Below are 13,251 nucleotides of genomic sequence, written 5' to 3' on the forward strand. Positions count from 1 at the left end.
GACTAATATAGGGAAGTATTATGTTAAATTTCTATGACAAAATTCGTACGATTTTTTGACTGCGTTTTGTTATGATATAGAATGTGATAAATTCCACATTCTTGACAAATAGAGTTTTTAGTACTTGGTATTATTTTTTATTACTATTATATAAAGAAAAGGGTTGTGATTTGGTGAAGACTCCAAAAATCGTAGTTTTAGGTGCAGGTTATGGCGGGATGATTACGACTGTTCGTCTGCAAAAAGCATTATCTGTAAATGAAGCTGAAATTACGCTAGTAAACAACAACAGCTATCACTACCAAGCGACTTGGTTACATGAGAGCGCAGCTGGTACATTACAAGATGAAAAAATCTGTCTAGATATTCAAGACGTTATTGATACAAATAAAGTGAACTTTGTACAAGACACAGTAGTAGAAATTAAAGCTGCTGAAAAACGCATTATCTTAAAAGATGGCGAGTTAGAGTATGATTACTTAGTAATTGGTCTTGGTTTCGAATCAGAAACATTCGGAATTACAGGATTAAAAGAGCATGCATTCTCAATCGCTAACATTAATGCAACTCGTGAAATTCGTGAGCATATGGAAGCTAGTTTCTCTAAATATGCAACTGAACAACGCGATGAGTTAGTAACAATCGTTGTTGGTGGTGCTGGATTTACTGGTATCGAGTACGTAGGTGAGCTTGCAAACCGTGTTCCTGAACTTTGCAAAGAGTATAATGTACCACGTGAAAAAGCACGTATCATCTGTGTAGAAGCTGCTCCAACAGCACTTCCAGGTTTTGATCCAGCGTTAGTAGAATACGCTGTAAAACAGCTTGAGAAAAAAGGTGTAGAATTCCGCATCGGTACAGCAATTAAAGAAGCAACTGAAGAAGGTATTATCGTTGCGAATGGCGATGACACTGAATTAATTAAGTCTGAAACAGTAGTTTGGGCTGCAGGTGTTCGTGGTAATGGTATTGTGGAAGAGTCTGGCTTTGAAGCAATGCGCGGACGTGTAAAAGTTGATGAGTACATGCACGCTCCAGGATACGAAGATGTATTCATGGTTGGTGACGCAGCGTTAATTATTAATGAAGAAATTAACCGTCCTTACCCACCAACAGCACAAATTGCAATTCAACAAGGTTACAATATTGCACACAACTTAACTGTATTAGTTCGTGGCAAGGGCGAGATGAAGAAATTCGCATTCGATAATAAAGGATCTGTATGTTCTTTAGGTCATGACGATGCAATGGGCGTTGTTATGGGTAAAAAGTTAACAGGTTGGAAAGCTTCCTTCATGAAGAAAGTAATCGATAACCGTTACCTATTCTTATTAGGTGGACCTTTATTAGTTCTTAAAAAAGGTAAATTAAAGTTCTTTTAATATATAGTAGAAAAAGCAGAAACGGCTAAGAGCTGTTTCTGCTTTTTTTATATTAAAAATATAGTATAATATATAAAAAAGAAAGAATATTCTGTCCGTTCTGATGGAGGAGGTTATTACATCATGGAGAAACGAGGGAAGGTATGGCTAGCTGTTAGTGGTTTAGTAGCTACAAAAGATGGTAGGTGGCTATTTGTTAAGAAGAAATACAGTGGATTAAAAGGGAAATGGTCTTTACCGGCTGGTTTTGTAAATGAAGGTGAGACGGTTGATGAAGCTGTGAAACGCGAAGTGTTAGAAGAGACAGGCATTGTCGCTCATGTGAAGGGGATTATTGGTGTTCGATCGGGTGTTATTCGTAATGAGATTAGTGATAATATGATTATTTTCCTTTTGGAACCTGAAGGAGAAAATATTATTGTACAGGAGAAAGAATTGTCTGAAGTGGCGTTCTTACATCCGGATAAGATTGTAGACGATCCGAATACGTCTGTGCTTATTAAATATTTGTTAGAAGGAAGATCAGAACTACATCTTGAAGTGGACAAAACATTAAATCCAGGTGAACCATTTGGTTATACAGCTTATCACGTATTTACGGCACGTGCGAAGGAGAGGGGAAAAGAGTGAGTATACCGGTACTACTTATTTCAATGATGTTATTCTTTATTTTGTTCTTTGGAATTGGATTTTTACTCAACATGATTTTGCGAGCTACTTGGGTAATGGTTATTGTGTATCCGATTGTTTGTATGCTTATTATTAATAAAGCGAGTATGTGGGATTATTTTTCAAAACCGAAAGAAACATTTTCTTCATTTGGGACAAGTGTATCGCACTTAGGACAAGCAGACGTATTTATTCTATCTACTGGATTAGTAGGGGCTGCTTTAGCAGGAGTCGTAATCAAGAAACTTCGGAAAAGCGGATATCAAATGTTTTAATCTCCAATTAAGTTGGAGATTATTTTTTTGCATATTCCTTCATCGTATAGGGAATGATTAACGATGAAGGAGTGTGGAATATAAAAATGTTAAAACGATATTGTATTCGCATTATGATGACTTGTTTACTTGCAATTGCATTATGCGTAACATGGAATGCTTTCACAGGAGTTTCTTTATTAGAGATTGTAAAGATATATGAAGGAATGAGTGCAAAAGAAGTACATGCAGCAGAAGTTAAGAGAAATGTTGCTCCGAGTAAAGAAGTGATAAATGCTTTAGAGCAGGCAAACGACTGGTCTAAATATCGTTCAATTGAAATGACTGCAACAGGTTATACATCGGGGATTGAGTCAACTGGTAAGAGGCCAGGGCATCCAGAGTATGGTATTACATATTCAGGTGTCAAAGTGAAAAGGGATTTATATTCCACAATTGCTGCGGACTTACGCGTATTCCCGATTGGAACGATTCTCTTCGTGCCAGGTTACGGGTATGGTGTAGTAGCTGATAAGGGCGGTGCAATAAAAGGAAACCGTCTTGATCTATATTATGATACGGTGAAAGATGTTTATAGCCAATGGGGTAAGAAAAAAGTAAATGTGTACGTAGTAAAAGTAGGAAATGGTAAATTTACAGAAGAAGAGTTAACGATGTTAAATCAAGACGAAACGATGCAAGTGTTTCGTGGTCAATATTTAAAACAAAGATAGTCTAGTCGTAATTACGCTAGACTTTTTTTCTTGGCTTATTTCATGATAGAGGAGATTTTGGATCTGCGATTTTACACGCCATATAACTGTAGTTAGAATTATCGCATTTTATCGAAAATAAAGTTATAATGGTGGTAGAGAAATTTAGGGGGTCTGAACATGTTTCAAGTACAAAAAGAATTAGCAGGTCATGAAGCGGTAATTGTTGCTTTATTTGAAGAAGAGAAAATGAGTAGTTTTGTACAAGAACTGGACAAAGCGTTTGAAGGGCAATTACAAGTTTTACTAGAAGAGAAAGAATTATCTACGAAGAAAAAGGCCATTTCGAAAGTACATAGCTTAGGGAAAATAAATGTGAAACGTTATTACTTTGTTGGTTTAGGAAAGAAAGAATCTTACACGACAGAAACGTTACGTGCGGCTCTTGGTAAGGCGTTTAAAACACTGCAAGCAGCAAAAGTACGAGATGCAGCAATCTTACTTGATTCTTTCGTAACAGAGAAATTAGACGCGATTGATGTCGCTCATATTGCGGCAGAGGTACAAGGCCTTGGTACATATGAGTTACAAACGTATAAATCAGATAAAAAGGATCGTGTAGAGTTAGAGAAGTTCACGGCTATTACAGCGGAAGATGCACAAGAAATTGAAGCAGCATTAACAGTTGGCTACGTACATGGACGTGCAACAAATTCAGCTCGTACACTTGTAAATATGCCGCCAAACGTATTAACAGCGACAAAGCTTGCTGAGTATGCTGTTGAATTAGCGGAGAAATATGATATGGACTATAAAGTTCTTGAGAAAGAAGAGATGGAAGACCTTGGTATGGGTGCGTTACTTGCAGTAAACCAAGGTAGTGTAGAGCCACCAAAAATGATTGCTCTTATTTATAAAGGAAAAGAAGAGTGGACAGATGTCATTGGGTTCGTTGGAAAAGGTATTACATACGATACTGGTGGTTATTCTTTAAAACCACGTGAAGGCATGGTTGGTATGAAAGGTGATATGGGCGGTGCAGCTGCTGTATTAGGTGCGATGGAAATTATCGGTGAACTTCGCCCAGAACAAAATGTGATCGCTGTTATTCCTTCAACTGATAACGTTGTAAGTGGTACGGCATTTAAGCCAGACGATGTAATCACATCTATGAGCGGAAAAACAATTGAAGTATTAAATACGGATGCAGAAGGTCGTCTAGCTTTAGCTGACGGTATTACGTATGCGAAAAAACTTGGTGCAAACTACCTTGTTGATGTTGCAACATTAACAGGCGGTGTAATTGTTGCACTTGGAAACTATACGACAGGCGCAATGACAAATAATGAAGAGTTATTTGAGCAAGTGCTAGAGGCTTCTATGGAAACAGATGAGCCAATTTGGCAACTACCGATTTTTGATCGTGATAAAGAACGTGTGAGAAACAGTAAGTTTGCTGATTTAAATAACTCACCAGGCCGTGAAGGACATGCGGTTATGGCAGGTACATTCTTAGGCGAATTCGCTGAAGATACACCATGGGTACACTTAGATATCGCTGGAACATCAGAAACAAAAGGTGCGCACGACTTAGGTCCAGCTGGAGCAACTGGCGCAATGGTACGTACACTTGCAACACTTGTGGAGCGTTTTGGAGAAGAATAAGAGTATAAGTGAAGACTGTTCCGATATTTTGGAACAGTCTTCTTTTTTATAGGTTTGTTTATCCCACTATTTGCCGGGTAGTAAGACCCATAACTCAAAATTCAGCGAAAGGAAAGCAGTTAGGTCGGATTGCCGGTAAACGCTCGATTGGTGAGGGCTGATTAAAGTTTCACTTTATAAAGAAATCGTATACAAAACCCCATTTAAAGCAAAAGAAGTACGGCCCGTTTCTTCAGAGACAACTAATATAAGTGCATCACTCTTTTCAGATAAGCCAATTGCAGCTCTGTGACGTGTTCCTAGCTCAGGATCAACTTCTGTACTTTTCGTTAAAGGAAGAATATTAGCAGCTGAGACAATATGATTATTTTTTACGAGAACGGCACCGTCATGAAGAGGGTTACCTGGATAAAATATTGATTCGAGTAATGGCGCAGTTAAATGAGCGTTTAATGTCGTTCCAGTTTGAATGAGAGCTTCAAGCGTCTCGTTTCGTTCCACGACGATAAGAGCACCATGTTTTCTGGCGCTTAAATGTTGGATAGCTGTCGTAATAAAAGATGAACTTTCCGTATAAGGTGATAAATATGCCTGAATATAGTATGTAGCTGCCAATGTTTGTACATTTGCTAACATATGATGAATATCTTCCATTTTGCATAAAATACATTCGTCTTCTTTATCGATTGCGTTCCTCATAATCGATAGTTCTTTTTCAGCAATTTCAATCATTTGCTTTGTTTGTATTTTGAGCTCTTCTGACAAGCCCCATTCGTGCATAATCCTCATTCCCTTTAGTGGAGTATTTAACAATAGTGTATACAAATATTCCTAGTAAAATCCTGTTAGATTTTATAAAATATTGAGATACAGCATGTTTTTTTCATATAATAAAGGTATGACGAGCGAGAGGAGAGAGAAGAATGAATTGGAAACAAGAATTTAGTCGCTGGCTTTCTTACGCACAATTAGATGCAGAATTAAAAGAACAGCTAGAAAATATGAAGCAAGATGAGAAGAAAATCGAGGATAGCTTTTATAAAAATCTAGAGTTTGGCACAGGTGGTATGCGTGGTGAACTTGGTGCTGGTACGAACCGTTTAAATATATATACAGTTCGTAAAGCAACAAAAGGATTAGCAAGCTTTATCGAAAAGTTAGGTGAGGAAGCGAAAAAACGCGGTGTTGTTGTAGCCTATGATTCTCGTCATAAATCACCTGAGTTTGCAATGGAAGTTGCTGCTACACTTGGTGCACGCGGTATCACAACATATGTGTTTGAAAGCTTACGTCCAACGCCAGTACTTTCTTTCGCAGTTCGTCATTTACATACAGTAAGTGGAATCGTTCTTACGGCAAGCCATAATCCACCTGAATATAACGGATACAAAGTATACGGTGAAGATGGTGGACAGTTACCTCCAAAAGAAGCAGATGAGTTAATTAGCTACGTAAATGCAGTAGAAGATGAATTAACAGTTGAAGTCGCTGATGTAGAGCAATTAAAAGCTGACGGTTTATTACATATTATTGGACAAGAAGTAGATGATGCATATGCTGCAGAATTGAACAATGTCATCATTAATAAAGAAATGGTACAAAAGGTTGGTAAAGACTTAAAAATCGTCTTTACACCATTACACGGAACATCAAATATTTCTGTACGCCGTGGTTTAAAAGAAGTTGGATTTACAGATGTAACAGTTGTAAAAGAACAAGAGTTACCAGATCCAAACTTCTCTACAGTAAAATCACCGAACCCAGAGGAGCACGCAGCGTTTGAGTATGCAATTCGTGACGGTGAAAAGGTAGGCGCAGATGTATTAATCGCAACTGATCCTGACGCAGACCGTCTTGGTGTAGCAGTGCGTAATCATAATGGTGAGTTCCAAGTATTAACCGGAAACCAAACAGGTGCATTAATGCTTGATTACTTACTATCTCAAAAGAAAGAAAACGGAACGCTTCCAGAGAACGGTGTCGTATTAAAAACAATCGTAACGTCTGAAATTGGTCGTACAATTGCAAAAGCATACGGTTTAGATACAGTTGATACGTTAACTGGATTTAAATTTATCGGTGAGAAAATTAGACAGTATGAAGAAAGCGGACAATATGAATTCCAATTCGGTTATGAGGAAAGCTATGGTTATTTAATCCGCCCATTCTGCCGTGATAAAGATGCAGTACAATCTGTTCTATTTGCATGTGAAGTAGCTGCATACTACAAATCACAAGGGAAAACGTTATATGACGGTCTATTAGAAGTATTTGAGAAATACGGCTTCTTCCGTGAAGACCTTGTATCGTTAACGTTAAAAGGAAAAGATGGAGCGGAAAAAATCCAAGAGATGATGGCAACGTTCCGTGAGAATCCGCCGAAAGAAGTAGCGGGCTTAACAGTCGTAGCAGTGGAAGACTATAAAGCAAGCATCGTTACATCTTTACAAGATGGACATAAAGAAGAGATTCACTTACCGAAATCAAATGTGTTAAAATATCAATTAGAGGATGGTTCATGGTTCTGCCTACGCCCATCTGGAACTGAGCCGAAGATTAAGTTTTACTTTGGTGTAAAAGATAGTTCTTTACAAAATAGTGAACAAAAGTTACTTACTATTAAAGAAGACATTATGAATCGTTTATAATACAAAGTAATTTTAAGTAGTAAGGAACAAAAGGGAGCGAAATCTCCCTTTTGTTTTATGTAGGAAATGCTTGCTATTGATTCCGACAGGAGAGAGGGTATTTTGTGATGAAAAAAGTAAGAAAAGCGATAATCCCAGCAGCTGGATTAGGAACACGTTTTTTACCAGCAACGAAAGCAATGCCGAAAGAAATGTTACCGATAGTAGATAAACCAACGATTCAATACATTGTAGAAGAAGCAGTGAAATCGGGAATCGAAGATATTATTATTGTTACTGGTAAAACAAAGCGCTCTATCGAAGATCATTTTGATAACGCATTTGAACTAGAACAAAACTTATTAGAGAAGAAAAAATATGAGTTGCTTGAAAAAGTACAAGCTTCTTCAAAAATGGTAGATATTCATTACATCCGTCAAAAAGAGCCGAAGGGACTAGGACATGCTGTTTGGTGTGCACGTAAATTCATTGGTGATGAGCCATTTGCAGTGTTACTAGGTGATGATATTGTCCAAGCTGAGAAACCGTGTTTACGTCAATTAATGGATGAGTATGAAAAAACACTTTCTTCTGTTATTGGTGTACAAACTGTTCCGGAGTCGGAAACACATCGCTATGGAATTATCGATCCATTAGAACAAGAAGGTCGTCGTTACCAAGTTCGCAATTTCGTTGAAAAACCAGCACAAGGTACAGCTCCTTCAAACTTAGCGATTATGGGGCGCTACATTTTAACGCCTGAAATCTTTATGTTCTTAGAACAGCAACATGTCGGTGCTGGTGGTGAAATTCAGTTAACAGATGCAATCCAAAGCTTAAATGAAATCCAACGTGTATTTGCCTACGATTTCGAAGGAAAGCGCTACGACGTAGGTGAAAAGCTAGGATTCGTTCAAACGACAATTGAAATGGCCCTGCAACACCCAGAATTACGTGATGACATGGTTGCAATGATGAAGAAAATTTTAGAAGAACAAGCGAATCAAGAGTCATAATAAAAAATGAGTTATTTCAGTATACTGAAATAACTCATTTTTTTATTATGAAATCGTCGAATGAGAATGCTGATAAGCAGAACGACGCACAGCATAATATATGCGAGGTGCGATAATAGCACCGATAATTGTAAATGCAATATCTTTTACTGCAAACCACATCATAATCATCCAAGCAGCTTTATAGCTCATATTACCGCCCATAAAGAGATTGACTGCCCCGTACATGTAAGTAGTACCGATTATATAAGTTAAAATAATTCCTGTGAAAGAGGCAATTGCAAATGTAATGAATGTTGGTCTTTCTTTTTGTTCTACTAGTTTTCCGGATACGTAAGCAACGATAATAAATGCGATAATAAAACCACCAGTAGGATCTAAAAGTGCTCCAAATCCAGCTTTGAAGTTAGCGAAGATTGGTGCGCCGACTACGCCAACGAGCATATATACAGTCATGGATAAGGCACCAAGTCTACTTCCAAGAAGAAGACCTGCTAAAATTGCGAAAAATGGTTGCATAGATAATGGGATGCCTGCTACTTGAAGGAATGGTGCCCAAGATACAATATTTGCACCGATTGCCATAAGAGCAACGAACATGGCAGCTAATGCTAAATCTAAAACATGAAATCTTCTCATAATGTTAACCTCCTGTTGTTTTTAGGTTAACATTATCGTAGCGAAAATATTTACTTGTTGTCAATCAAAATATTTTGATAAGAAGGCTTTAAATAGTCTCTTAGCAACGTATATGGAATACGAAATTGCGGAATTCCACTTGAATAGGGAGCAATCTCATATAAAGGGAAATAAATGACGAGATTGTCTGGCTCTAAAAAGAAGTGGAATTTTTTCATACTCATTACTTTTTCAGTTGCATCAGGAAAATAAATGCTTTCATTTTGTTTAATTTGTCGTACAATCTCCGCACGGATTACATCTTTATATTTATCCTTTTGTTGAAATAAATCGTCTAAGTGCAGTACCTTTTTTTCGTTTAAATCGAATGTATTTGCCTTCCACGTATAAAGACCGTGTGCTCCACCAGTATATTGATAGTAATTCACATATAGGCTAAGAAAAGGTGGTTTGTTTAAAGAGACTTTATAATCAACATTTGCTACGTACGGATGAAATGGTGTACTAGATCCTTCTGTCTCTTTATAATATTTTTTTGCTTCTTTTTCTAATTTGGTTTTAAATTTGTCAGTGGATTTTTTGTAGTATAAATTGAGTTTATTTTGAAATTTAGAGTCAGAAAATTCGTGAAAATAAGGCCTGTTTATTTGATATTCTATATAAGGTTTCTTACCTTTTTGCGTTACAGTCTTAACATCGATTGTCAGGTTAGATGCTTTGGCTGTTATTGCACAATTTGGTACAATAGTCAGCAAGGAGAACATAAGCAGTAATATACAAAATTTCTGTTTCATTTAGGTGAAGCCTCCTTATATAAGTGTTATAAGTAGTTTGAAAATAAATAGGTAAAATTATACATTTAATTAAAGTAAGAGAAGGGGGAAGCGATATGGCAAAAACTTTAATGGATTCACTTGGAATTGAGTTGTTAGAGATGACAGAAGATAAGGTGGTTGCTACGATGCCTGTTGATGAGCGTACGCATCAGCCATTTGGATTTTTACATGGTGGTGCATCGGTTGCATTAGCAGAAACAGTGGCAAGTGTTGGTTCATATAATTTAATTGATCAAGAAAAATGTATTTGTTTCGGATTAGAAATTAATGCGAACCACATTCGCTCAAAGAAAGATGGAATTGTAACAGCGATTGGAACACCAATACATAGAGGACAATCGACAATGGTTTGGGATGTTCGCATTATTGATGAAAATGATGATTTACTATGTATATCAAGATGTACAGTAGCAATTAAAGAAAAACGTGAAAAATAAAAAAGAGGCGCTCTTATTAATCTGTACCCTTTGTAAAGGACATTTTGAAAAAAGTTAGGCAACATCAAGAAGATGGTTTCTGTATCCAACAGGAGTCATCTTTTTTAAATTCCATTGATATCTATAATGATTATAATACGTCATATATTTCTTAATCTCTTGTTTCAATTCATTAAAGGACACGCAAGGTTTTATATGAGCTTCATCTTTCAGATGACCAAAAAATGATTCTTGTGGGGCGTTATCCCAACAGTTTCCTCTTCTTGACATGGATTGTCCTAGGTTTAGCTTTTTAACTAGCTTTTGATAGGTAGGGCTTGTGTAGTGGGATCCTTGATCTGAATGAATATAAGCACCTTCAGTCAATCGAATCCGCGGATTCCTTTTTAGTTTATGGAGAGTTGTCGTTACGAGCTCTAATGTCATCTGTTCTGAAACATGGTAAGCTAAAATTTCATTAGTTGAGCCGTCTAAAATTGTAGATAAATAGGCCCTTTGATTCTTACCGTAAACTAAATAGGTGATATCTGTAAGAAGTGTTTTCCCTGGGGTATTTTGTTTAAATTCCCGATTTAATTGATTTGGTACTATTCGATGTTCTTTTGTAGCTTTAAGCATTCTTTTATAAGGATTCGCTTTGCGAACCGGACAGATAATCTCGTATTTCTTCATAATTCTACGGATACGCTTTAAATTGTAGACAACTTGAAACTGACCCGCCAATGTCATCTTTATCTGACGAGCCCCTTTGTTTCTATTTCTAAATCGAAGTGCTTTTAATATGGTTTCCTTCAAGATTTCATCTCGATCACTCTTTTGTTTCCGTTGTTCTTGAGATGAAACTGAAAAGTAATTATAGTATCCCGAACGGGATACACCAGCTACTTTACACAAATGACTGACCATATTCCTTAAGTTGTATTTCATGATGACAGAACGAATCAAGATGAATTTCTGACTAGGTGGTAGTGTTATTTCCTTCTCATCCTCCCTTCCATAAGTTTGATTTTTTTTAGCAATTCGTTTTCCGCCTTTAGTAAGTTTCGTTCGGCTTCTAAACGGGCATACTTTTCTTCTAACGTAAGCTCTCTCTCAAGAGTTCTTCCAGCGTTTTCGATACGTGTATCCCTTAAACCCAATACACCATTTTTTCTATAAGCAGCACGCCATCTACTTCCCGATGACATAACTCGTTTCATTCCAATCATATCTATATCAAAACCACATTCTTCAAAAATATTTCGAGGTAGCTTTCCTTTTTCATTTTCCTCAATAAAAATATGCTTAAATTCCTCTGTATAAGTGATACCTTTCTGACTTACAGATTTTACGTATAGGTTATTTGATAGAATTTGAATTTCTCTTTCTGTAAATAGTTTTTTTGTCATTTTCAACATTCTCCGATCCCAATTTTCCTTTTATTATACAAGAAATACCCTATAGAATAGACTTTTTTCAAGTGTCTATTCTATAGGGTACATTTTATATGAGCAGCCTCTTTTTCTTATAATTAGAACTGGATTTTCTTCTCTAAGAAACCTTTTAGTTCGCTAATTGGCATACGAACTTGTTCCATTGTGTCACGGTCACGTACTGTAACAGCTTTGTCTTCAACTGAGTCGAAGTCGTATGTGATACAGAATGGTGTACCGATTTCGTCTTGACGACGGTAACGTTTACCGATAGAACCAGTTTCATCAAAGTCTACCATGAAGTCTTTAGCTAATTCTGCGAATACTTCAGTAGCACCTTCAGATAGCTTTTTAGATAATGGTAAGATAGCTGCTTTGTATGGTGCTAAAGCAGGGTGGAAACGAAGAACTGTACGAGAATCGTTTTCTAATTGCTCTTCTTCATATGCATCACATAAGAATGCTAATGTTACGCGGTCTGCGCCTAAAGATGGCTCGATGCAGTATGGTACGTAACGCTCATTCGTTTGTGGATCGATATAGTTAAAGTCTTCGTTTGAGTGTTCCATGTGACGTTTTAAGTCGAAGTCTGTACGAGATGCAACGCCCCAAAGTTCGCCCCAACCGAATGGGAATTTGAATTCAATGTCAGTTGTTGCATTACTGTAGTGAGATAACTCTTCTTCACCGTGGTCACGAAGACGCATGCTCTCTTCAGACATACCAAGTGAAAGTAACCAGTTTTTACAAGTTTCACGCCAGAATGCGAACCACTCTAAATCTTCACCAGGCTTACAGAAGAATTCAAGTTCCATTTGTTCAAATTCACGTGTACGGAATGTGAAGTTACCAGGTGTGATTTCGTTACGGAAACTCTTACCGATTTGGCCGATACCAAATGGAAGCTTTTTACGCATAGAGCGTTGAACGTTTTTGAAGTTTACGAAAATACCTTGTGCTGTTTCAGGACGAAGGAAGATTTCGTTTGTGCTAGACTCTGTAACACCTTGGAATGTTTTGAACATTAAGTTGAACTGACGGATTTCAGTAAATTCTTCACTACCGCAATCAGGACATTTTACTTCATGTTCTTTCATTAAGTCAGCCATTTGGTCGAAAGTAAGACCGTCAACAACCATTTCGATGCCTTTTGCATCTAAAGCATCCTCAATTAATTTGTCAGCACGGTGACGAGCTTTACATTTTTTACAGTCGATCATTGGATCGTTGAAGTTACCAACGTGACCAGAAGCGATCCAAGTTTTAGGGTTCATTAAAATAGCTGCGTCTAAACCAACGTTGTGTGGAGATTCTTGAATGAATTTTTTCCACCAAGCTTTTTTAACATTATTTTTTAATTCGATTCCAAGTGGACCGTAATCCCAAGTGTTTGCAAGACCACCGTAAATTTCAGAACCAGGGAAAACAAAACCGCGATGTTTCGCTAAGTTTACAACTTGTTCCATTGAATACATAAGAAAATCCTCCTTTTGAAAGTTAACGTATTGGCGATGACATACTCTGATACTTTGGAAACGGGCAGTATATGTTAAAAAGAACATAAAAAAACGCTCATCCCAAGGCTTATTTGCCTAGGGACG

The 13,251-nt window shown here is 37.1% G+C and carries 13 protein-coding genes; 8 read left to right on the forward strand and 5 right to left on the reverse strand.

The window, feature by feature from the left end:
* The first annotated feature begins 173 nt into the window (after positions 1-173).
* The 5 genes from QCI79_RS16990 to pepA all read left to right on the forward strand — a co-directional run bounded on the left by QCI79_RS16990 (position 174) and on the right by pepA (position 4,683).
* Positions 174-1,382 carry an NAD(P)/FAD-dependent oxidoreductase gene (locus tag QCI79_RS16990; RefSeq protein WP_000856612.1) on the forward strand — a complete coding sequence of 403 codons (1,209 nt, stop codon included), beginning with the start codon at positions 174-176 and terminating at the stop codon, positions 1,380-1,382.
* 123 nt (positions 1,383-1,505) lie between these two features.
* On the forward strand, positions 1,506-2,012 hold the full coding sequence (locus QCI79_RS16995) for an NUDIX hydrolase (protein WP_000415321.1): 507 nt from the start codon (positions 1,506-1,508) through the stop codon (positions 2,010-2,012).
* Entirely contained in the window at positions 2,009-2,326 is a 318-nt protein-coding gene (locus tag QCI79_RS17000; RefSeq protein WP_000027016.1) for a YuiB family protein, read from the forward strand. The genes QCI79_RS16995 and QCI79_RS17000 overlap by 4 nt, the downstream gene beginning before the upstream one ends.
* A gap of 86 nt (positions 2,327-2,412) precedes the next feature.
* Positions 2,413-3,039, forward strand: a complete 627-nt coding sequence (locus tag QCI79_RS17005) for a 3D domain-containing protein (protein ID WP_000920098.1) — start codon at positions 2,413-2,415, stop codon at positions 3,037-3,039.
* Positions 3,040-3,198: 159 nt separating this feature from the next.
* Positions 3,199-4,683 (forward strand): cytosol aminopeptidase, encoded by a 1,485-nt coding sequence (gene pepA, locus QCI79_RS17010; protein WP_000487942.1) that lies wholly within the window; start codon positions 3,199-3,201, stop codon positions 4,681-4,683.
* A gap of 174 nt (positions 4,684-4,857) precedes the next feature.
* On the opposite strand, the gene cdaS is transcribed toward pepA, so the two are convergent.
* Positions 4,858-5,463: a sporulation-specific diadenylate cyclase CdaS gene (gene cdaS, locus QCI79_RS17015; protein WP_000545253.1), complete on the reverse strand. Its 606-nt coding sequence runs from the start codon at positions 5,461-5,463 to the stop codon at positions 4,858-4,860.
* A gap of 143 nt (positions 5,464-5,606) precedes the next feature.
* Here cdaS and QCI79_RS17020 point away from each other — a divergent pair, with 143 nt between their 5' ends.
* Both QCI79_RS17020 and galU read left to right on the forward strand, forming a co-directional pair.
* Positions 5,607-7,331, forward strand: coding sequence for a phospho-sugar mutase (locus tag QCI79_RS17020; RefSeq protein WP_021728482.1), 1,725 nt, complete (start codon positions 5,607-5,609; stop codon positions 7,329-7,331).
* 107 nt (positions 7,332-7,438) lie between these two features.
* A complete protein-coding gene (galU, locus tag QCI79_RS17025) occupies positions 7,439-8,326 on the forward strand; it encodes a UTP--glucose-1-phosphate uridylyltransferase GalU (RefSeq protein ID WP_002097988.1) in 888 nt (295 codons plus the stop codon).
* Positions 8,327-8,371: 45 nt separating this feature from the next.
* Here the strand turns inward: galU and QCI79_RS17030 are convergent, their stop codons facing one another.
* Positions 8,372-8,965, reverse strand: coding sequence for a biotin transporter BioY (locus QCI79_RS17030; RefSeq protein ID WP_021728483.1), 594 nt, complete (start codon positions 8,963-8,965; stop codon positions 8,372-8,374).
* 50 nt (positions 8,966-9,015) lie between these two features.
* A complete protein-coding gene (locus tag QCI79_RS17035) occupies positions 9,016-9,759 on the reverse strand; it encodes a DUF3298 and DUF4163 domain-containing protein (protein ID WP_000810336.1) in 744 nt (247 codons plus the stop codon).
* 95 nt (positions 9,760-9,854) lie between these two features.
* Here QCI79_RS17035 and QCI79_RS17040 point away from each other — a divergent pair, with 95 nt between their 5' ends.
* On the forward strand, positions 9,855-10,238 hold the full coding sequence (locus tag QCI79_RS17040; protein ID WP_001140612.1) for a hotdog fold thioesterase: 384 nt from the start codon (positions 9,855-9,857) through the stop codon (positions 10,236-10,238).
* A 54-nt stretch (positions 10,239-10,292) separates the two neighbouring features.
* Here the strand turns inward: QCI79_RS17040 and QCI79_RS17045 are convergent.
* Positions 10,293-11,635, reverse strand: a protein-coding gene (locus tag QCI79_RS17045; RefSeq protein WP_087942833.1) for an IS3 family transposase whose coding sequence is annotated in 2 segments (ribosomal slippage) — positions 10,293-11,254 and positions 11,254-11,635 — 1,344 coding nt in all. Because the reading frame shifts where the segments join, the coding sequence is not laid out codon by codon here.
* Positions 11,636-11,748: 113 nt separating this feature from the next.
* Positions 11,749-13,125 carry a glycine--tRNA ligase gene (locus QCI79_RS17050; RefSeq protein ID WP_000287147.1) on the reverse strand — a complete coding sequence of 459 codons (1,377 nt, stop codon included), beginning with the start codon at positions 13,123-13,125 and terminating at the stop codon, positions 11,749-11,751.
* Positions 13,126-13,251: the final 126 nt, after the last annotated feature.

This window comes from Bacillus cereus group sp. MG1, assembly GCF_040460035.1.
Classification (GTDB): domain Bacteria; phylum Bacillota; class Bacilli; order Bacillales; family Bacillaceae_G; genus Bacillus_A; species Bacillus_A cereus.

Coding starts and splice junctions, on each gene's coding strand:
- QCI79_RS16995 (WP_000415321.1), top strand. CDS start 1,506: ATGGAGAAACGAGGGAAGGTATGGCTAGCTGTTAGTGGTTTAGTAGCT.
- QCI79_RS17005 (WP_000920098.1), top strand. CDS start 2,413: ATGTTAAAACGATATTGTATTCGCATTATGATGACTTGTTTACTTGCA.
- pepA (WP_000487942.1), top strand. CDS start 3,199: ATGTTTCAAGTACAAAAAGAATTAGCAGGTCATGAAGCGGTAATTGTT.
- cdaS (WP_000545253.1), bottom strand. CDS start 5,463: ATGCACGAATGGGGCTTGTCAGAAGAGCTCAAAATACAAACAAAGCAA.
- QCI79_RS17020 (WP_021728482.1), top strand. CDS start 5,607: ATGAATTGGAAACAAGAATTTAGTCGCTGGCTTTCTTACGCACAATTA.
- galU (WP_002097988.1), top strand. CDS start 7,439: ATGAAAAAAGTAAGAAAAGCGATAATCCCAGCAGCTGGATTAGGAACA.
- QCI79_RS17030 (WP_021728483.1), bottom strand. CDS start 8,965: ATGAGAAGATTTCATGTTTTAGATTTAGCATTAGCTGCCATGTTCGTT.
- QCI79_RS17035 (WP_000810336.1), bottom strand. CDS start 9,759: ATGAAACAGAAATTTTGTATATTACTGCTTATGTTCTCCTTGCTGACT.
- QCI79_RS17040 (WP_001140612.1), top strand. CDS start 9,855: ATGGCAAAAACTTTAATGGATTCACTTGGAATTGAGTTGTTAGAGATG.
- QCI79_RS17050 (WP_000287147.1), bottom strand. CDS start 13,125: ATGTATTCAATGGAACAAGTTGTAAACTTAGCGAAACATCGCGGTTTT.